This window comes from Achromobacter agilis (genome assembly GCF_900496965.1).
Taxonomy (GTDB): domain Bacteria; phylum Pseudomonadota; class Gammaproteobacteria; order Burkholderiales; family Burkholderiaceae_B; genus Achromobacter; species Achromobacter agilis.
On record NZ_UFQB01000015.1, the window covers coordinates 44,944 to 65,695 of the forward strand.

Sequence of the window (20,752 nt, forward strand, 5' to 3'; positions counted from 1 at the left end):
CCGGCACTTCCGCGCGTTTCGGCGGGCAGGCGCGCACGCTATGCCATCTGCATTGCCCGCCTTGCCTGCTTATCGGCATACATGAGCTGATCGGCGTCCTTGAGCACGGTTTCCAGCGAACTGGCGGAGGGATCGACGCTTACGATGCCAAAGCTCGCGCCCGGATAGTGGAAACTGCACTCGTCAAAGGTATACGTGCCGCTCAGCAGCGGCGCGAGCCGCTTGCGCATCGCTTCGACAACTGCGTCCGGGTCATGGGCGCTCGATGAAGCCACCAGGCCGGCAACGACAAACTCATCGCCTCCCCATCGCCCCAGAATGTCGCCCGCACGCAGGCCGGCCGACAGGCGCCGGCCGACCTCGATCAGGAACTTATCGCCGATGTCGTGCCCGTAGGTGTCGTTAATTGCCTTGAACCCATCCAGATCGATAAATGCGACCAGCACAGACCGTTGCGTCCGCTTCGCCAGGGAGAAATACCGATCCAGCTCGGCCACGACCGCACGCCGGTTCAGCAAGCCGGTCAGCGCGTCATGGTTGGCCGCGTGCCGTTCATCCTGGCGGCGCATCACCAGTTGCCCCACGGCGTGGCTGGAAAGAAAGATCAGGACCAGGCCCAACATGGCCACCAATGCGGCCGCCAGGATGTGCTGCCTGCGCATCGGAGCCACTTCGTCCAGCGAGGCGAGCGCAAGCAACTGATACTGGGAATTCGACAGCGGCTGGCGCCGCACCAGATACGGCTTGCCGTCGATCAACCATTGATCGGCATGACTGGAATCCGCAATAGCGCGCACATCCATCGGGTCGCCCGGATCTTCGTCTCCATCCGAGGGCAGTACCATATCTGGCGGCAGAAGCGCCGCCACATTGCGCAGCATGAAGGGCGCGGAAGAGGCCGTCGTTACTCGCCCCTGGCGATTCACCACCAATGCGATATGCCGCCCGGCCAGATATAGCGCGACATCAGGCGCATCGAACTTCACGGTCACCGAGCCTTGCGGCACGTCGTCCGCGTCTTCGATACGGCTGGCGACGAAATAGGACGGGCTTTTATTGAGACGGGCGATACCGAAGTAACTACCGTTGCCGTTGCGCAATGCGTCGTTGAGATAGGCCCGGCCCGAATAGATCATGCCCACGATGCTATCGTCCTCGGCCCAGTTGCTGGCCGTCACCGTATCATCGGACATGTTGTTCATGTAGATGCGGGCGTATCGCAGATCGCTGGCCAGCAGGTTCATGAAATCGCCGACCTTGCGCACCAACGGGTCGCGCGTGAACAGCTCGGCCCGCTCCTCTCGAGTCAGCTCGGCGGCGCCAGGCGGATCGGTGCGGTATCGCATGGCAAGTTGAATCACCTGGCCCTGGCGCGCCACCATGTTCGCCACGCTGATCATTTCCGTGAACAAGCGATCCATCACGCGCGCAGTGATTTTGACCTCGTATTCGGCGCTGGCCGCCAGGCTGTCCAGCCGTGATGCCACGACCTCCTGGGACAGCCATCGAGCGACGCCAGCCACCAGCACCAGCCAAGCGACCACCAGGCCCAGCGTCGCTCGGCGCACCATGGCACACCGTTGTCGTCCACGTCGGCCCCGCCGCGGCAAATCGTCGCTCACACCGTCCCCTGGTTCGAAACCCTTTTCTCGCGATCGCCGGCCCCGACCGCCCACCGCAGCCTGGAGGCCTGGGTCGATCGGTTTGGCATGGCGCACATGCTGTCACGCACCATCATATGTCCATTCGCGCAGGGGCGGCACCAATGCGGGAAGCAAGCTACCAAAGCGAGCGCGACGGACAGATCGACGTGCTTTCTTCGTTCTGCTCGTTCTGCGGCAAGCCCGCGAAGCAGAACAGGCAGCAGCCTGACACCCCAACACTGAGGAAATGCCCAAGAAGACGTATGTCAGATACCGAGCCAAGTTAACAGCGGTGACAGCGACAGTAGAACGCCGGCCCACGCTATCTTGCTCTCGTTCTGGTGAATGGCATAGACACCGGAAGCCACCCCAGGCAGCCCAGGAATCAATTCGAAGATGATGTAAGGCCATAGCCCTTGGTGCATTACCACCCACCAGTGCAGCCAGGCAGTCACAACGCCGCAAATCAGCGCAAAGACACTGTAGAAAGACCAACCCAAGTCGCGAAACATGCGATTCCCTCTGACGGTTGACGCGATCCGGATGTGAACGGACGCCCAGTCTATCGGTATGGAAGTTACGTGGGAGTTCAAGGCCACCGCCGTCGCTGTCGGCATGGGCCACCTGCGCTTTCACGACCTAGGGTATAGCGCCGCCGCAAAAGAAAACGCGGGTTGCATGAATCTCATGCAAACCCGCGTCAATACTTGGTAGGCCCCCCGAGAGTCGAACTCGGCACCAACGGATTATGAGTCCGCTGCTCTAACCAGGCATGAGCTAGAGGCCCAGGAAACGATTACTGCCCTTCCAGGAAGCTCTTGAGCTTATCGGCCCGGCTGGGGTGACGCAGCTTGCGCAGTGCCTTTGCCTCTATTTGGCGAATGCGCTCGCGCGTCACGTCGAATTGCTTGCCCACTTCTTCCAGGGTCTGGTCGGTGCTCATTTCGATGCCGAAACGCATGCGCAGGACCTTGGCTTCACGCGGGGTCAGAGAGTCTAGCACTTCCTTGACCACATCGCGCATGGAACCATGCAGCGCCGCATCCGAAGGCGCCAGCGTGGAGGTGTCCTCGATGAAGTCGCCCAGGTGCGAATCGTCGTCGTCGCCGATCGGCGTTTCCATGGAGATCGGTTCCTTGGCGATCTTCAGGATCTTGCGGATCTTGTCTTCCGGCATGTCCATCTTCTGCGCCAGGGTCGCGGGATCCGGCTCGGCGCCGGTTTCCTGCAGGATCTGGCGGCTGATCCGGTTCATCTTGTTGATCGTTTCGATCATGTGGACCGGAATACGGATGGTGCGCGCCTGGTCGGCGATGGAACGGGTGATGGCCTGGCGGATCCACCACGTCGCGTAGGTCGAGAACTTGTAGCCCCGGCGGTACTCGAACTTGTCCACGGCCTTCATCAGGCCGATGTTGCCTTCCTGGATCAGGTCCAGGAACTGCAGGCCGCGGTTCGTGTACTTCTTGGCGATCGAGATCACCAGGCGCAGGTTGGCCTCGGTCATTTCGCGCTTGGCCTTGCGGGCCTTGGCTTCGCCGGTGGCCATGCGCTTGTTGACGTCCTTCAGGTCCTTCAGCGGCAGCACGACGCGCGTTTGCAGGTCGATCAGCTTCTGCTGCAGTTCCTGCACGGCGGGGATCTGGCGCTCCAGCGTTTCAGCGTACGGATGGCCGGCGGCCACTTCGTCCACGACCCACTGCAGATTCGTTTCGTTGCCCGGGAAGACCTTGATGAAGTGCGTGCGCGGCATGCCGGCACGGTCCACACACGTATGCAGGACGGCGCGCTCGAGCTGGCGCACTTCCTCGACCTGCTGGCGCAGCGTGTCGGCCAGCTTCTCGACCATCTTGGCGGTGAAGCGGATGCCCATCAGTTCGTTCTGGATGGACTCCTGGGCGCGCACGTAGATGTCCGACTTGTAGCCGTCCTTTTCGTAGGACTGGCGCATCTTGTCGAACTGCTTGCCGACCTCGTCGAACTTGGCCAGGGCCTTCACGCGCAAGTCTTCCAGCTGCTTGCTGGACATGCCGCCGGCGGGGCCGTCGTCGCTTTCGTCTTCGTCCGCGGTGACGCCGGCGCCGGCGTATTCTTCGCCGTCTTCCGGATCAACCAGGCCGTCGACCACTTCGTCGATCTGCGCCTGCCCTTCCCGCACGCGCAGGATGTGGGCCAGGATCTCGTTGATCGTGGTGGGGCAGGCCGAGATGGCCATGACCATGTGCTTCAGGCCGTCTTCGATGCGCTTGGCGATTTCGATTTCGCCTTCGCGCGTCAGCAGTTCCACCGAACCCATTTCGCGCATGTACATGCGGACGGGGTCCGTGGTGCGGCCGAAGTCGGAATCCACCGTGGTCAGCGCGGCTTCGGCTTCGTCTTCGACGTCGTCGTCATTGGACGCGACCGGCGCGTTCTCGCTCATCAGCAGCGTTTCGGCGTCGGGGGCCTGGTCGTAGACCGCGATGCCCATGTCGCTGAAGGTGCTGATGATGCCGTCGATCGCTTCCGCGTCGACCAGGTCGTCGGGCAGATGGTCGTTGATTTCGCCGTACGTCAGGTAGCCGCGGTCCTTGCCCAGCTTGATCAGCTGCTTCAGGCGGTTGCGGCGGGCTTCGTATTCTTCCGGGCTCACCGGGCCGCGAGCGATCAGGTCCTTGGGATCGGCCTTGCCGCGCTTGCCGCCACGCTTCGGCGGCTTCAGGTCGGGCAGGACTTCGCCTTCGCCGTCCATCGTATCGTCGAAGCCATCGGAATCATTGTTGGCGTTCTTCGCGGGACGGCCCGGGCGACGGCCGCTAGGCGCCGGACGCGCGCTGCCGACCAGGTCGGCCAGCTTGTCTTCGGCCTTCTTGGCGCGAGCCTTCGTTACCTTTTCAGGCTTATCAGCGCCGGCAGCAGTCTTGGCAGCCTTCTTGGCGGCCGTCTTGGCAGCGGGCTTGGCGACCTTCACCGCCGTCTTGGCGGGTGCTTTTTCCGCCGCCATGCTTACCGCACGCTTGGCCGTCTTGGCCGCGGTTTCGGTCGCATCAATTGCAGAGGAGGATTTGCCGGTGGATGTGGTCATAGTCGCTTCCGTGGTCGTCGCAACCCGATTGGGCATGTTGCACCGCATAAAGCCACCCTGGACGGCTGCCCAGCGCGGCGGTATTACGGGTAAAACTGGTGAACCGGCCGAAACCATGCGGCTGCGTTGTTCGCAGCGCCAGCTCTGTCGAGCCCGCCTTGCGCCGTTCCGGTGCATGACCGTAGTGGCGCTTGGCGTGCATGGCATCATTCGCCGGTGGGTTTTCCGGGCGTTGGGGGGGCTGCCTGCCTATAAATAGGCGTTGCTTGCTTGTCGGGTCATCGCCCCAAGCAGCTAAGTAGACACAGCACCCAAACCACTAACGCTACGCGGAAAACAACCGCCGCCGAACTGCCTGATCCACCGCTATATTAATTAACCATGTAACAAATTTGACGCACGCATCCGCATTTATTTTGGTCGACTACCCCAGGTGCCGCGTCAAACCCTTACACCAATTAGATTCCGGCTGCCGGAATAGATTCCGCCGGCCGGATACATTCGTACTGCCAACTTATCCGCCAATGGCCTGCAGAGCCAGGATTAGCACCAAATTCAGCACGAATCCGGCACCAATCGACTGCAAACACCACAATCCATGGGCTCAACTTCTTCGCAGAGTCCGCGAGAGTCTTTGGGGCCAAACCCCAAGGCCAAGCGCTCCGCCTCGCGGAAAACCCTTGATTTTAGCGCATTTAGCGTATTCCAGCACCTTTGAGCACGGTCATGCGGCTGGAAAGCTCCAAATAGCGCTTGCGACCCTCTTCGGTCGTCAAGCCGCTGGCAGCCAACTTGGCCATCTCGGACTTGGCGGCGTCGAATTCGATGCGGCGCAGCGCGTCGTCCCATTCGGTTTGTGGATCGGGAAGATCCTCCTGGGACAGGATGTCTGCCCTCAGGCCCTTCAGCACGGTCGCCAGGTCCGAATCGGGATCCGCCGCTTCCAGCAAAGCACCAACATGGCGCGCGCCGCTGGATTGCGCCAGCATGATCAGGTCTCTTACAAGACCTAGATGGGGGCCATGGTCGATGACTTCAAGCTGCTGATCTCCCATGGAGTCCACCAGTTCGGGGTGTGCAAGGAGCAAACCCAGCAGGCGCTTGGCCAGCGACGGCATGGTGCGGCGGCCTTCGAATCCGCCCACGTCGTTATCGCGCCGCCCCTTCCAATTGCCCTTGCCGCCCTTCCAGTCGCCCTTGCCTTTCCAGTCGCTCTTGCCCTTCCATTCCTGCCGGGCCGGGCGCGCGGCGCCAGCCCCGGCGGGTTCACCGTCCTGGGACGGGAAATGGCCGTAGTCCGCGTAATCGGACTCTTCGGCCGGAATGTCGTGGAAATCGTGTCCACCGAAGTCATAGCCGATGTCCGGCGGGCCTACATCCTGGCTGGCCCCTTGCCCGGCCGCCGGCGCCGCTTCGCCCGGCCGGGAGGCTGGCGCGAAAGGCTTCGCTGGCTGTTGCGCCAGCACCTGGGCCATTTCCTCGGGTGTCAGCTGGACCAGCTTGGCCATTTCCCGTTCGATCTGCACGCGCAGCGCGCATTCGGGAATGGAGGCCAGCAATGGCTTGGCCTCGTGCAGGCAGCTTGCCCGGCCTTCCGCCTCATCCATGTTGTGGCGCGAGGCGAGCTCATCCAGCAGGAAGCGCGACAGCGCCACCGCATCACCCAGGCAGGCGCGGAACGCCTCCGATCCCAATTCGCGCACGTACGAGTCGGGATCGTGCTCCGACGGCAGGAACAGGAAGCGGATCGCGATGTCGTCGCGCAGCACCGGCAGGCAAGCCTGCAGCGCACGCCAGGCGGCGCGGCGCCCCGCCCCGTCTCCGTCGAAGCTGAAGATCACCTTGTCGCTGGTGCGCAGCAGCTTCTTTACGTGGTCCGGCGTAGTGGCGGTACCCAGCGTGGCCACCGCGTTCGCGATGCCCTGTTGCGCCAGGCCGACGACATCCATGTAGCCTTCGACCACGATCACCTGCCCTTCCTGGCGGATGGCCTGGCGCGCCTCCCACAGCCCGTAGAGCTCGTGGCCCTTCGAAAAAAGCGGAGTTTCCGGCGAATTCAGGTACTTGGGCTCGCCCTTGCCGATGATGCGGCCGCCGAACCCGATCAGGCTGCCCCGCGCATTGCGGATCGGGAACATGATGCGTTCCCGGAAACGGTCGTAGCGGCGCCCGTCTTCCGATTCGATGACCAGGCCCGATTCCACCAGGACAGGATCTTCGTAGCTGGGAAAGACATGCGACAGACCGTGGCGGTCCGTGCCGGACCAACCAAGGCCGAAATGCGCTGCGATTTCGCCGGTCAGGCCGCGCTGCTTCAGGTAGCGGATCGCCGCGGGCGACGCCCGCAACTGCTTGAGGTAATGCGCCTGGGCGGCATCCAGCACCTGCGTATGGCGGGACTCCTCGGCCTTGCGACGCGCGGATTCCTGCTGCTGGCGTGGACTGCGGTTTTCTTCGGGGACCGTCATTCCCACCGAGCCGGCGAGCGTGCGCACGGCCTCGGGGAAACTGGCGCCCGTGTGTTCCATCAGGAAGGTGATGGCGCTGCCATGTGCTCCGCAGCCGAAGCAGTGATAAAACTGCTTGGTGGGACTGACAGTGAACGACGGGCTTTTTTCGTTATGAAAAGGGCACAGGCCAAGCAAGTTGGCCCCGCCCTTTCTCAACTGCACGTATCGCCCGACTATGTCGACGACGTCGACTCGGGCGAGCAAATCCTGGATGAATGATTCTGGAATCAATAGATTCGGGAATCAAAAATCAATACAGGCGCGGGGGCAGTTGTTGGCTACGGATGCGCTTGTAGTGGCGCTTCACGGCGGCGGCGTGCTTGCGCTTGCGCTCAGCCGTGGGCTTCTCATAGAACTCGCGCGAACGCAGCTCGGTGAGCAAACCGGTCTTTTCGATGGTGCGCTTGAAGCGGCGCAGAGCGGCTTCAAACGGTTCGTTTTCCTTCAGTCGAACGATAGGCATAAAGTGATTGGCCTGCTTGTAGGGTAACAAAAGTTGATGACAAACCTGGCTTGCTTACCAGCAACGCTGCGCGGGCCCAGGTACGCGAAGACCGCCCTCGATGACACGAAAATCATACCAACAGAGGCAAGTGCCGCGAACTGGGAACCGGGTTCCAGCTGGCTGTTTCCGTTACCCAAAGACTACCCAAAGAGTAACAAGCCAAGTTCGGTTTAGCGATAACCAGCGATTCTAGCACGGGCACGGCCATTTTGACTACTAGGAGGACAGTCCGGCGCCTGAACGCCGCCAGGCACCCCTCCCTGCCCGGCCGCCGGGCTCAAGCCTGGGAACCCTTGCGGATCCAGGCCTCGAGCTGGTGCGGACGCAGGCTGTCGTAATCCTCGAAAGGCTGGTGGATCCACGGGTTCGTAGGAAGCTTGTCGACGTAGTAGTCGGGCGTGGCCTGGGAATGCCCCTTCCACCACAGCACGGCGCTGCGCAGTTCGGTAATGTCGGTGAACTGGCTCTTGAGGTGATCGTAGACCTTGCTGAAGGTCTTGCCGGTATCGACCATGTCGTCCACCAGCAACACACGCCCGGACAGGGTGCCGCGCGTGATGGTGATGAACTGGGCGATATCCATATCACCCTGCTTGGTGCCGGCCGCTTCGCGATAGCTGCTGGTGGCCAGAATGCCCAACGGCACGTCAAAAATCCGGGACATAACATCGCCTACGCGCATGCCGCCGCGCGCCAGGCAAAGAATCTTGTCGAACTTCCAACCCGATTGATGCACCTGCAAGGACAGGCGCTCGATCAGGCGGTTGTAGTCGTCCCACGTCACCCACAGATGGCTGTCATCATTGGTCGGCGTGCTCATAGGCAAGCATCTCCTGCTTAAAGATACGAAAAGGCCGCCGCCGGTGTGAGACCGGCGGCGGCCTTACGAATAATAACCCGATGTCAGCCCTTCAGGGGATGACGCAGCACAATGGTTTCGTTGCGGTCGGGGCCGGTCGACACCAGGTCGATAGGCACGCCGCAGACTTCGGCCACGCGCTCCAGGTAACGGCGGGCCGCCTGGGGCAGCTTGTCGTATTCGGTGATACCGACGGTGGATTCGCTCCAGCCGGGCAGCTCTTCCAGCACCGGCTGCGCCTGCGCCACGGCGTGCGCGCCGTAGGGCAGCACGTCGCGGAATTCACCGTTGACGCGGTAGCCGACGCCCAGCTGGATCGTTTCCAGGCCGTCGAGCACGTCCAGCTTGGTGATGCACAGGCCGGAAATGCCGTTCAGGCGGACCGAGCGCTTCAGCGCAGCGCCGTCGAACCAGCCGCAGCGGCGCGGACGGCCGGTGACCGAACCGAATTCCTTGCCGATGGTGGCCAGGCGCGTGCCGATCTCGTCGACCAGTTCCGTGGGGAACGGGCCCGAGCCGACGCGGGTCGTGTAAGCCTTGGTGATGCCCAGGACGTAGTCGAGCTGCTGGGGGCCGACGCCGGCGCCGGCCGAGGCCGCGCCTGCAACACAATTGCTGCTGGTGACGAAGGGATAGGTGCCGTGATCGACGTCCAGCAGAGCGCCCTGCGCACCTTCGAACAGCAGACGCTGGCCTGCCTGCTGCATGGCGAACAGGTTGCTCGACACGTCCTTGACCATCGGGGCGATAGCCGGGGCCAGCGCCATGGCCTGGTCGCGCACTTCGTTGGCGGAAACCGCCTCGGCGCCCAGGTACTTGGTCAGCACGAAGTTGTGGTAATCCAGCACCTCGGCGAGCTTTTCGTCGAACAAGGCGGGATTGAACAGGTCCTGCACGCGCAGCGCGCGGCGGGCGACCTTGTCTTCGTACGCGGGGCCGATGCCGCGACCGGTCGTGCCGATCTTGCCTTCGCCCTTGCGCGCTTCGCGCGCCTTGTCGATGGCAACGTGGTACGGCAGGATCAGCGGGCAGATTTCGGAAATCTGCAGGCGCGAACGCACGTCCAGGCCGGCGGCCTCAAGCTCTTCGATTTCCTTGAGCAGGGCTTCCGGGGACAGCACGACGCCGTTGCCGATGAAGCAGGTGACGCCGGGATGCATGATGCCCGACGGGATCAGGCGAAGAATCGTCTTCTTGCCGTTGATCCACAGCGTATGGCCGGCGTTGTGACCGCCTTGGAAGCGGACCACGCCCTGGACGGATTCCGCCAGCCAGTCGACGATCTTGCCCTTGCCCTCGTCACCCCACTGGGTGCCGATTACGACTACGTTCTTGCTCATGTTACGAATCAATATCGAGTTTCTCGGGAAATCCGGAAATCTCCCCGCGGCCCCCTCGTTTCCGAGAGGGAGTTAGTCACAGCGTTCTGACCGTCCAGGCGCCATCTTCCAGCGCCAGCTCGCGATCGCAAACGAATTCGTCCTGATCCTGCTCGTGGCCGGGCAATACCTGAACGACAATTTCCCCCGACCGGCGCAGACGGCGAACCGCCTCGGTCAAGGCGGGGGCTTGCCCCCAGGGCGCGCGAACCGCGCGTGCCCGTTCCGCCGGCGCCAAACCCGCCGCCAGCTTGCGTAAATCAAGACTGAAACCCGTGGCCGGACGCGCACGCCCGAATGCACGGCTGACGTCGTCATAACGCCCGCCGCTGACCAGCGCATCGCGCCAGCCTTCAGCGTACAGCGCGAACTTCACGCCGGAATGGTAGCCATAGCCCCCGACATCGGCCAGATCGACGCCGAACGACACGTTGGGCATCGCATCCACCACGGCCTGCAGCGCGTCCAGCGCGGCGGCCACGCCAGGCAGCAAGGGCAGATCGCGGCGGGCTTCCTGCAGCACTTCCGGACCGCCGTACAGATTGGGCAGCAGCTTCAAGGCCTGCAGCGTCTCGGCGCGCATGCCGCGCGCGCGCGCCGACAGTTCGACCAGGCCGGGAACGTCCTTTTCGCGCATCAGGAGGATGACCTCTTCCGACAGCGCGGCCAGGGCGGAGTCCGACTCCAGGATGGCGCGGAGCACGCCGGGATGGCAAAGATCCAGCCGCGGATTGCGCACGCCGGCGATGGCCACCGTTTCCAGCACGAGCTGGATGATTTCCAGGTCGGCCTCGGAGCCGGCATGGCCGTAGATCTCGGCGCCGATCTGCAGCAGCTCGCGGCTGGACAGCAGATCCGCCGGACGGGCATGCAGCACGTTGCCGCAATAGCACAGGCGGGTGACGCCCGCGCGGTTCAACAAGTGCGCGTCGATGCGCGTGACCTGAGGAGTCATGTCAGCGCGCACGCCCAGCGTGCGGCCGGACAGCTGGTCGACCAGTTTGCACGTACGCAGATCCAGATCGCTGCCGGTACCGGACAGCAACGAATCGATGTATTCGACCAGGGGCGGCGCGACCAGTTCGAAGCCGTACGTGCGGTACAGATCGAGAAGTTCGCGGCGCAATTCCTCGATGCGCCGGGCCTCTGCCGGAAGTACGTCGGCAAGGCTCTCGGGCAGCAACCAGTTACCCATGAATATTTACCTGAATAACGCCAAGTGATGCATGGGCGTCGCCCAAACGAAAAGCGGCTGAGGGGCGTAAGCCCGCTCAGCCGCTGCGGAATGTTTTCTAGCTTACGCGGTATTGTACATGGTTCGGCGCCCAGCGCCAGCCGGAATTGCCCGCGCGCGAAACCGTCCCCCATAATCTGGCAGAGCGGTGCCCTGCCCGCCGGAAAGTGAAAAGCCCCTTGGAAATCCAAGGGGCTTTGCTTACCGCATTGCCGGTGCCGCCTTACTTGGCCGGCACGGTGACCGGAGCCAGGGCGGCGCCGGCCGGGTCCTTCATGAACTGGAAGAAGCTGGAGCTGGGGTCGACCACCAGCACGTCGCCCGGCTTCGAGAACGAAGCGCGGTAGGCTTCCAGGCTCTTGTAGTACGTGTAGAACTGCGGGTTCTTGCCGTAGGCCTGCGCGTAGATCGCTGCCGCGGCGGCATCGCCCTCGCCCATGACGCCCTGGGCCTTGGCATACGCCTGGGCCACGATCACTTCGCGCTGGCGATCGGCTTCGGCGCGGATCTTCTCGCCTTCGGCGGCACCGATGGAACGCAGCTCGTTGGCGACGCGGGTACGCTCCGCTTCCATGCGGCGATACACCGATTCCGAAATTTCCGGCGCGAATTCGATACGGCGCAGGCGCACGTCGACAATCTGCACGCCGATGGGCTCGGCGCGCTTGGCCACGTTGGTCAGGATCTCGGCCATGATCTTGTCGCGCTCGGTCGAGACCACGTCGCGCACCGTGCGCACGTTGACCGATGCGTTGAGCGCGTCGCGGATCAGCGCTTGCAGGCGTTCTTGCGCCACGCGCTCGTTGCCGCCCGTCGAGACGTAGTATTGGCGGGGGTCCGCAATACGCCACTTGACGTAGGAATCGATCAGCAGGTTCTTCTTTTCGGAAGTCTGGATGCGTTCGGCTTCGTTGGTTTCGATGGTCAGAATGCGCTTGTCGAGCGTCACCACATTCTGGAACGGCGGCGGGGCCTTGAAGTACAGGCCGGGTTCACTAATGGTCTTGCGCACTTCACCCAGCGAGAACACGAGGGCGTAGTCGCGCTCGCGCACGACGAAGACGCAGGAAGAAAGGGCGGCCAGCACGATGAGCAGGCCGACCAGGACAGGCATGAGACGTTGCATGATCAGGACTCCTCCGGGTTAGCGCGACGTACGGTCGCGGGGCAGCGTGTTGCTATTGCTGCTGCCGGAAGACTGGGGCACCGGCGCGGCGCTGCCACGCAGCGGCGACTGGACGGGCTGGCTCGACAAGCCGGACGACCCGGCGCTGCCGGCGCTGGACTTGCTGGCGTCCTGGGCGGCCAGATGCATGATCTTGTCCAAGGGCAGATACAACATGTTGTTGTTGCTCTTGGTGTCGACCATGACCTTGCTGGCGCGCGTGAAGATCTCCTGCATGCTATCCAGGTACATGCGCTGGCGCATGACCGCCGGCGCCTTCTCGTATTCGCCGAGAATGCTCGTGAAGCGCGACGTATTACCCTGGGCGTCGCCGACGACCTTGGCCTTGTAGCCTTCGGCCTGCTCGAGCATCCGGGAAGCCTGGCCGCTGGCGAGCGGCACGACCTGGTTGGCGTACGCCTGGCCTTCGTTGATCTGGCGCTCGCGGTCCTGGCCTGCCTTGACGGCGTCGTCGAACGCGGCCTGAACCTGCTCGGGCGGCTGCACGTTCTGGATGGCGACGGTGCTGATCTGCACGCCGGTCTGGTAGCGGTCCAGGATCTGCTGCATCAGGGTCTGCACTTGCGAGGCGACCGCGGTACGGCCCTCGTAGAGCACGAAGTCCATCGACTGCTTGCCCACGATTTCGCGCATGGCCGTTTCGGAGGCCTGGCGGACGGATTCATCCGGATCGCGGGTCATGAACAGGTAGTCGGGCGCGCCGTCGGCGCGCAGGCGGTACTGGACGACGAACTGCATGTCGACGATGTTCTCGTCCGTCGTGAGCATCAGCGCTTCGGGCAAGACCTTGTTGCGCGCGCCGCCGCGGAAACCGACCTCGAACGTGCGCAGTTGCGACACGTTGACCATCTCGTGGCCCTGGATCGGGTAAGGCATGCGCCACTGGAAGCCGGCTTGGGACGTGCTCTTGTATTTGCCGAACTGGGTCACGACGGCGACCTGACCTTCCTGCACGATGTAGAAGCCGCTGGCCAGCCAGATGCCGACTGCGACCAGAGCGACGACGCCCAGGCCGATGCGCGCTCCACGCGGCGAAGGCGGCGTCATGCCGCCCCGGTTGCCGGGGCGATTGTTGCCGCCCCCGCCCTTGCGCCCGAACAAGGACCCGATGCGATTATTGAAATCGCGCCAGACCTCGTCCAGATCGGGAGGACCGTCTCCGTTGCCTTGCGGCCGCTTCGGCGGCGGCTCGGAGCCGTTATTGTTCCCACGACCCCAGCCGGGGTCATTCAGATTGAAGAGTTTGATAATTCGCGGCATTGTTTCCCACAATCTGTCCGGTCTCCGCAATTGCCCCGCGCAACGCGTCCAAACCGGCGCGCTCGGTGGCGCTTACAAATACTCGCGCAATCGTACCATGTGCATCGCGCTCTACCCGGGGTTCCAATCCCGCCCGGTCAATCTTGTTGTATACAAGAATGGTGGGAATGGACGCCGCGCCGATTTCCGCCAGCACTTTATTGACCTCGAAAATCTGCTCATCACGCTGCGGGCTGGCAGCATCGACCACGTGCAGCAGCAGATCGGCATGCACGGTTTCTTCCAGGGTGGCGCGGAACGCCGCGATCAGGCCGTGAGGCAGATCGCGGATGAACCCTACCGTATCGGACACCACGACCGACCCTGCCCCTTCTATCCAGATGCGGCGTGTGGTCGTGTCCAGGGTGGCGAAAAGCTGGTCCGCGGCATAGCTGTCGGCCCGGGTCAGCGCATTGAACAGCGTGGACTTGCCGGCGTTGGTATACCCGACCAGCGACACCGACAGGGCGCCGCCCCGGGCGCGCGCGCGGCGCTGGGTCACGCGCTGGCGCTCGACCTTGTCCAGGCGTTCGCGCAGCACCTTGACCTTGGCGCCGATCATGCGCCGGTCCATTTCCAGCTGGGATTCGCCCGGCCCTCGCATGCCGATACCGCCGCGCTGCCGTTCCAAGTGGGACCACAGGCGGGTCAGGCGCGTGGCCAGATGCTGCAGCTGGGCCAGCTCGACCTGCAGCTTGCCCTCATGGCTCTTGGCCCGCAGGGCGAAAATGTCGAGGATGAGCGCGACGCGATCCACCACGCGCAGGTTGAAAGCGCGTTCCAGGTTGCGTTGCTGGGCGGGCGACAAGGGCTGGTCGAACAGGACGATATCGGCCAGCAGCGCCTGCGCCATGGCGACGCCCTCGTCGGCCTTGCCCGAACCAATGAAGAACTTCGCGTCGGGCCGGTCGCGCCGCGCGGTCAGGGTGCCGACGATTTCCGCGCCAGCGCCCTTGGCCAGCATCGCGAATTCCTCCGCATGGGCCGCGAAGTCCGGATTTCCCAGATCCACGCTGATGATCAAAGCGCGCATACATGCACCATATTGGAGCCAAAGCGAAAATGCCCGCCGACGTCAGCCGTCTGGCGGGCAATAAAAGGTAAAGCTGGAGCGAGATTACTCAGCAGGGACTTCCACCTGAAAATTCACGGCGCGCGCGGGAACGACGGTGGAAATGGCATGCTTGTAAACCATTTGCGTGACCGTATTGCGCAGCAGCACCACGTACTGGTCGAAGGATTCGATTTGCCCTTGAAGCTTGATGCCGTTCACCAGATAGATCGACACGGGGACATGGTCCTTGCGCAGCGTGTTCAGGAACGGATCTTGCAGAGTTTGCCCTTTATTGCTCATTGGCCAGGCTCCATTTGTTTGTTATTGAATGATGGCGTACTTGTGAACTGGTGGGGTACGCCGAAACATGTACTCTACAGGGTTTTCCCGGCCCGTGCTACTTGGCCAGGATGCAAAAAGTGACACCAGAGTTTTCCGGCTGGAACGCTCCGGCCCTCACGCCTGCAGGACCTCCGCAAGCGCGTTCAGCAACAGTTCGGACTGTGCCTCGGTGCCCACGGTAATGCGCAGAAACTGATCGATGCGCGCTTGGCGGAAATGGCGCACGATGATGCTGCGCTCGCGCAAGGCGGCGGCCAGGCCCGCAGCGTCCTTCGACGGGTGCCGCGCGAACACGAAATTCGCGGAAGAAGGCAGCACCTCAAAGCCCAGCGCCTGCAGGCCCGCCGTCATCCGCGACCGGGTTTCGATCACGGCCAGGCGAGTCTTCTCAAAGTACTCTGTATCCTCCAGGGCCGCCACCGCGCCGGCAGACGCCAGACGGTCGATGGGGTAGGAGTTGAAACTGTTCTTTACCCGTTCCAGCCCTTCGATGAGCGCGGCGCTGCCCACGGCGAAACCGACCCGCAGCCCGGCCAGCGAGCGCGATTTGGACAGCGTCTGCACGACGAGCAGGTTGTCGTAGCGGGTGACCAAAGGAATGACGGACTCTCCGCCAAAATCCACGTAGGCCTCATCCACCACGACGACGGCGTCGGGGTTGCCGGCCACGATGCGCTCGATCTCGGCCGCGTCCAGCGCGCGGCCGGTGGGCGCATTGGGATTCGGGAAAATGATGGCGCCGGCCTGCCCGTTGCGCCCAGGCAGATAGTCATCGACGTCGATGCGGAAATCGGACGTCAGCGGAACCGTTTCGTACTCGATCCCGTACAGGCCGCAATAGACCGGATAGAAGCTGTACGTGATGTCCGGAAAGCGCAGCGGACGGTCATGCTTGAGCAGCGCCAGGAACACGTGCGCCAGCACCTCGTCGGAGCCGTTGCCCACGAATACCTGCCCGGGCTGCACGCCAGCCGTTTCGGCGATGGCCTGGCGCAGCCGGTCGGACGACGGGTCCGGGTAGAGCTTGAGCGCGTCGTCGCAGGCCGCGCGGATCGCATCGAGCACCTTCGGCGACGGACCGTAGGGGTGCTCGTTGGTGTTCAGCTTGACCAGGTTCTGAAGTTTGGGCTGCTCGCCCGGAACGTACGGACTGAGCGTCCCGACCACGGGACTCCAGAAGCGGCTCATGGATCAGCTTTCCTGCGTGTAAGGGTTGTGCGAAGACTTGAATTCGATGCGCAACGGCGTGCCGGCCAGGTCGAACGCGTTGCGGAAACGCGTTTCCAGGTAACGGCGGTAAGAGTCCGGAACGGCGTCCAGCGCATTGCCATGAATGATGACCAGCGGAGGATTCTGCCCGCCCTGGTGCGCATAGCGCATTTTCGGACGGAAAATACCCTTGCGGGGAGGCGGCTGCTGCTCGACCGCCGCCTGCAGCTCGCGCGTCAGCTTGGGCGTGGAGAGCTTGGCGAACGCCGCGGCATGCGCCGCATTGATGGACTTCAGCAAGGGCTTCACGCCCTGCCCCCGCAACGCCGAAATAGTGTGCATGCGGGCAAACGACAGAAAGCGCAGCTTGCGCTGGAATTCGCGTTCGATGCGTTCCTTGGCCTCGCCGTCCAGGCCGTCCCATTTGTTGATGGCCACGACCACGGCGCGCCCCGTTTCCAGCACGAAGCCGGCGATATGCGCGTCCTGTTCGGAGATCTCGGTCTGGGCGTCCAGCATGAGCAACACGACATTGCTGGCCTCGATGGCCTGCAGCGTCTTGATGACGGAGAATTTCTCGACGGCTTCAAACACCTTGCCGCGCTTGCGCAGGCCCGCGGTGTCGATCAGCGTATAGCGGCGGCCGTCGCGCTCGAAATCGATCTCGATGGCGTCGCGGGTGGTGCCGGGCATGTCGAACGCGATCACGCGCTCTTCGCCCATCAGGGTGTTGATGAGCGTGGACTTGCCCACGTTGGGGCGCCCCACGATCGCCAGCTTGATGCGATGGTCGTGTTCGCCCTCTTCTTCCGGCTCTTCTTCGGAGGGAGGCTCGACCAGATCCGCGAGGGCCAGCTCGATCAGGTCGACGATACCGTCGCCGTGCGCCGCCGAAATGGGATAGGGCGACCCCAGCCCCAGCTCGTGGAACTCGGACACCGCGGCGCCGGCGCCCATGCCTTCCGCCTTGTTCACGGCCAGCAGCACACGCTGCTGGCCGGATTTGCGCAGCAGCTTGGCGATCTCGTGATCATGGGCGTTGATGCCCGCCCGGGCATCCACCAGGAACACCACCACATCGGCCTCGGCGATGGCCTGCCGGGTCTGGCGCGCCATCTCCAGCAGGATGCCGTCCTTGGCGACGGGCTCGAAACCACCCGTATCGATGACGATGAAGGGGGTCTCGCCCACTCTGCCCTCGCCATAGTGGCGATCGCGGGTCAGACCGGAATAATCGGCCACCAGCGCGGCGCGCGATCGCGTCAGGCGGTTGAAAAGGGTCGACTTGCCCACATTGGGGCGACCGACCAGGGCGACGACAGGCTTGAAAGACACGGTGTAAGGCTTTTCTATAGGATTAGTTGGCGCCGATCAGGACGAGATTGCCATTGCCCGTCTGGACCAGCACACCTTGGGGGGTGGTTTGCGGCGGCGACACGACCGGGCCTCCGCCCACCGACAGGCGAGCCATCAGGCTGCCGTCGCTGCGCGACAGGAAATGCACGTAACCATCCAGGTCGCCGACGGCAAGCGCACCGCCCAGCAAGGCCGGAGCGGTGAGCTGGCGGTTCTTCAGGGCAGCCTGCTTCCAGACGTTGCCGCCGTTGTCCAGGGCGAACGCGTTGAGCACGCCGTTCTGGTCCGGCGCATAGGCGAAACGATCGTCGAGGGTCAGGCCGCTGACGCTGGAGAAGTCCTTGGCCCACAGCGGACGGCCGCCGGCCGTCACGTCGAAGCAGACGATGCGGCCTTGGTAGGCCACGGCGCAAAGCAGGTTGCCGGCGAGGCGCGGCGCGCCGACCACGTCGGTCAGGCGTTCGAGGTCGCTGGCGCCGCGCGGCGTCGCCACGGTGCCTTCCCATTGCACGTTGCCGCTATTGGAAGCAATGGCCATCAGCTTGCCGCCGGGCAGGCCGGTGATGATCAGGCCTTCGGCCAGGACCATCTGCGACACGCTGCGCAAGGCCAGCGAGGGGCCGGGACGCTGCACGTTCCAGACCCGTTCGCCGTTGTTGGCGTCGAATGCCTGGATGCGGTAGTCGCCGCTGCGGACCACGACGATACCGAAGCCCACGACGGGCGGAATCGTCACATCGCTGGTGGCGCGGACTTTCCATTTTTCCTTGCCGGTGTCATCGAAGGCAATCACATCGCCGTCGGGCGTGGCCACCGCGGTGGTCGTGCCGTCGCTACCCGCGCCGGCGGACAGCTTGCTCTCGGTCTTGGCCTTCCAGATGACACGGCCGCTTTGCAGGTCGAACTTGCCGACCGAACCGTCCGGCGTGGCGGCGTAGATGGCGTCGCCCAGGACCGTGGGGGCAAAGCCCAGGCCCGACCCACTGCCGATCGACGTGGACCAGACCTGGCGCACGGACATGCCGGCCTTGTATTCGGTCAGGGGCGCGGGATCGTAGCGGCCGTCGTCGCTGGAAAACATGCCGCATCCGCCCAGGGCGAGCAGGCTCGCCAGGCAAACGGCGCCACGCCACGTACGGCCAGGTGCAAATTTACGCATTACAGTCACGCTCCGCTCAGGGCATCCAGTTTCAGTTGCACAACCTGGGTCAAGGGATTCGCCGTGCCCAGGCCATCGATGGCGCTTTGCCATGCCGCCCGGGCCTCTTCACGCTTGCCCTGCGCAGCGAGAATATCGCCACGGCGGTCCGCGTACAAGGCGGCGAAGGCCGGCGGCGGGTTGTTGAGCTGCCCCAGTGCGGCATCGTACTGCTTCTGATCCAGCAGCATGCCGGCCAGGCGCAGGCGCGCCACGGACTGCATGGAGGGGTTCTTGCCCTGGGCCGCCAGCCATTCCAGCTGCTCGCGGGCGCCGGCCTCGTCCTTTTGGGCCTGCAGAGCCTGGGCGGCCACCAGCGCGCCGCGCGCGGCGTAGCCCGTGGCCGGATATTCTTCGCGCAGCGTGGCCGCCGCGGTCTTGATGCGCACCGCCGAATCGGCGCCGCCCAGACGGGCCGCATCTTCCAGCGCTTCAAAGTAGCCCATGGCCTGGTTGGCGCGATGCGCCTGGTAGGCCTTCCAGCCCCACCATCCGCCCCAGGCCAGCGCAACCGCCGCCGCCAGCGTGACGACGAGGGTGCCGTAACGGGCCCACCACGCCTTGATCGCGTCCAGTTTTTCCTGTTCTTCCAGATCGTATGCCATGCATTAACCCTTGATGTTCAATACGTCGGCCAATCCCGCCAATGGGACCTGCTGCTGCGCGGTTTCGCCCTGCGCATCGCTGCGCAGGTACTTGACGCTCGCGGCCTGTGCAGCCACTTCATCGGCGCCAAGGATAACCGCAACCCGGGCGCCGCTGGCATCGGCGCGCTTGAATTGGGACTTGAAGCTCGCCGGACCGGCATGCACGATGACCGACAGGCCAGCGTCGCGCAGGTCTTCGCCGACGCGGGCGGCCAGGCGCTGGGCCTCTTCGCCCTGGTGCACGACGTAGACGTCGCATTCGGCCGGCGCCGGCATCTGCACGCTCTGTTCCCAGAGGTCCAGCAGGCGCTCCATGCCGATCGCGAAGCCGACGGCGGGCGCCGGCTTGCCGCCCAGCAATTCGACCAGGCCGTCGTAGCGGCCGCCGCCGCAGACCGTGCCCTGAGAGCCGAGCCTGTCGGTCACCCACTCGAACACGGTGAGGTTGTAGTAATCCAGCCCGCGCACCAGCCGCGGATTCAGGCGGTATTCGATGCCGGCTTCCGCCAGGCGCTGGCACACGCCGTCGAAGTGCGCGCGGGACTCATCGCCCAGGAAATCGAACAGGCGCGGCGCGCTGTCGGCCATTTCCTGCATGGCGGGGTTCTTCGTGTCCAGCACGCGCAGCGGATTGCTGTACATGCGGCGCTGGCCGTCTTCGTCGAGGACGTCGCGGTGCTTTTCCAGGTGCTCGATCAGCGCGGCGCGATGCGCCGCGCGTTCGGCCGGCTGGCCCAGCGAATTCAGTTCGAGGCGCACGTCGGTCAGCCCCAGCAGCTTCCACAGACGGGCCAGCATGACGATCAGTTCCGCATCCACGTCCGGACCGGAGAAGCCCAGCGCCTCGACGTCGATCTGATGAAACTGGCGGTAGCGGCCGCGCTGCGGGCGCTCGTGGCGGAAGACCGGACCGATGGAGTAGACGCGCTGCGGGCGGTCGTAGAGCATATTGTGCTCGATCGACGCGCGCACGATGCCGGCCGTCATTTCCGGGCGCATGGTCAGCGATTCGCCGTTCAGCGCATCGGTAAAGGTGTACATCTCTTTTTCGACGATATCGGTCACTTCGCCGATGCCGCGCGCAAACAGGCGCGTATGCTCAAGCACGGGCGTACGCACATTGCGGTAGCCGTAGCCGCGCAGCCAGCCGCGCACGATTTCCTCGAATTGCTCCCAGCGGGCGCTCGCCCCCGGCAACAGGTCATTCATGCCGCGTATGGCGGCGACTTTCTGGAAAGCTTGAGTCATCTTGATCATGCCGCGTCGC

Annotated in this window: 18 protein-coding genes and 1 tRNA gene; all 19 read right to left on the minus strand. The window is 63.8% G+C overall.

Going from position 1 to position 20,752, the window contains the following annotated elements; all coding sequences use genetic code 11:
• Positions 1-38: 38 nt before the first annotated feature.
• The gene (locus AGI3411_RS17810) at positions 39-1,571 is read right to left on the minus strand and encodes a GGDEF domain-containing protein (protein WP_129528771.1); all 1,533 of its coding nucleotides are present in this window, start codon (positions 1,569-1,571) and stop codon (positions 39-41) included.
• 338 nt (positions 1,572-1,909) lie between these two features.
• The gene (locus tag AGI3411_RS17815; RefSeq protein WP_129528691.1) at positions 1,910-2,155 is read right to left on the minus strand and encodes a hypothetical protein; all 246 of its coding nucleotides are present in this window, start codon (positions 2,153-2,155) and stop codon (positions 1,910-1,912) included.
• A 196-nt stretch (positions 2,156-2,351) separates the two neighbouring features.
• A tRNA-Ile gene (locus AGI3411_RS17820) sits at positions 2,352-2,430 on the minus strand.
• 9 nt (positions 2,431-2,439) lie between these two features.
• A complete protein-coding gene (gene rpoD / locus AGI3411_RS17825; RefSeq protein WP_129528692.1) occupies positions 2,440-4,707 on the minus strand; it encodes an RNA polymerase sigma factor RpoD in 2,268 nt (755 codons plus the stop codon).
• Positions 4,670-4,909 carry a hypothetical protein gene (locus AGI3411_RS17830; protein ID WP_129528693.1) on the minus strand — a complete coding sequence of 80 codons (240 nt, stop codon included), beginning with the start codon at positions 4,907-4,909 and terminating at the stop codon, positions 4,670-4,672. Before AGI3411_RS17830 ends, rpoD begins: the two co-directional genes overlap by 38 nt.
• 493 nt (positions 4,910-5,402) lie before the next feature.
• Positions 5,403-7,448 (minus strand): DNA primase, encoded by a 2,046-nt coding sequence (gene dnaG, locus AGI3411_RS17835; protein WP_129528694.1) that lies wholly within the window; start codon positions 7,446-7,448, stop codon positions 5,403-5,405.
• 19 nt (positions 7,449-7,467) lie between these two features.
• Positions 7,468-7,680 (minus strand): 30S ribosomal protein S21, encoded by a 213-nt coding sequence (rpsU, locus tag AGI3411_RS17840; protein WP_006218592.1) that lies wholly within the window; start codon positions 7,678-7,680, stop codon positions 7,468-7,470.
• 319 nt (positions 7,681-7,999) lie between these two features.
• Complete coding sequence (locus AGI3411_RS17845) at positions 8,000-8,542, minus strand: phosphoribosyltransferase (RefSeq protein WP_129528695.1); 543 nt, start codon at positions 8,540-8,542, stop codon at positions 8,000-8,002.
• Positions 8,543-8,625: 83 nt separating this feature from the next.
• Positions 8,626-9,921 carry an adenylosuccinate synthase gene (locus AGI3411_RS17850; RefSeq protein WP_165359201.1) on the minus strand — a complete coding sequence of 432 codons (1,296 nt, stop codon included), beginning with the start codon at positions 9,919-9,921 and terminating at the stop codon, positions 8,626-8,628.
• 76 nt (positions 9,922-9,997) lie between these two features.
• A complete protein-coding gene (locus AGI3411_RS17855) occupies positions 9,998-11,155 on the minus strand; it encodes an ATP phosphoribosyltransferase regulatory subunit (RefSeq protein ID WP_129528697.1) in 1,158 nt (385 codons plus the stop codon).
• A 262-nt stretch (positions 11,156-11,417) separates the two neighbouring features.
• Positions 11,418-12,320, minus strand: a complete 903-nt coding sequence (gene hflC / locus AGI3411_RS17860; RefSeq protein WP_129528698.1) for a protease modulator HflC — start codon at positions 12,318-12,320, stop codon at positions 11,418-11,420.
• An 18-nt stretch (positions 12,321-12,338) separates the two neighbouring features.
• Positions 12,339-13,640, minus strand: coding sequence for an FtsH protease activity modulator HflK (hflK, locus tag AGI3411_RS17865; RefSeq protein WP_129528699.1), 1,302 nt, complete (start codon positions 13,638-13,640; stop codon positions 12,339-12,341).
• The gene (gene hflX, locus AGI3411_RS17870) at positions 13,606-14,712 is read right to left on the minus strand and encodes a GTPase HflX (protein ID WP_129528700.1); all 1,107 of its coding nucleotides are present in this window, start codon (positions 14,710-14,712) and stop codon (positions 13,606-13,608) included. Before hflX ends, hflK begins: the two co-directional genes overlap by 35 nt.
• A gap of 84 nt (positions 14,713-14,796) precedes the next feature.
• Entirely contained in the window at positions 14,797-15,033 is a 237-nt protein-coding gene (gene hfq / locus AGI3411_RS17875) for an RNA chaperone Hfq (RefSeq protein WP_006218585.1), read from the minus strand.
• 156 nt (positions 15,034-15,189) lie between these two features.
• Positions 15,190-16,263: a histidinol-phosphate transaminase gene (gene hisC / locus AGI3411_RS17880; protein WP_129528701.1), complete on the minus strand. Its 1,074-nt coding sequence runs from the start codon at positions 16,261-16,263 to the stop codon at positions 15,190-15,192.
• A 3-nt stretch (positions 16,264-16,266) separates the two neighbouring features.
• Positions 16,267-17,619 (minus strand): ribosome biogenesis GTPase Der, encoded by a 1,353-nt coding sequence (gene der / locus AGI3411_RS17885; RefSeq protein WP_129528702.1) that lies wholly within the window; start codon positions 17,617-17,619, stop codon positions 16,267-16,269.
• A gap of 22 nt (positions 17,620-17,641) precedes the next feature.
• On the minus strand, positions 17,642-18,799 hold the full coding sequence (gene bamB, locus AGI3411_RS17890) for an outer membrane protein assembly factor BamB (RefSeq protein WP_129528703.1): 1,158 nt from the start codon (positions 18,797-18,799) through the stop codon (positions 17,642-17,644).
• Positions 18,800-18,804: 5 nt separating this feature from the next.
• Complete coding sequence (locus AGI3411_RS17895; RefSeq protein WP_129528704.1) at positions 18,805-19,443, minus strand: YfgM family protein; 639 nt, start codon at positions 19,441-19,443, stop codon at positions 18,805-18,807.
• A gap of 3 nt (positions 19,444-19,446) precedes the next feature.
• A complete protein-coding gene (gene hisS / locus AGI3411_RS17900; protein WP_129528705.1) occupies positions 19,447-20,733 on the minus strand; it encodes a histidine--tRNA ligase in 1,287 nt (428 codons plus the stop codon).
• Positions 20,734-20,752: the final 19 nt, after the last annotated feature.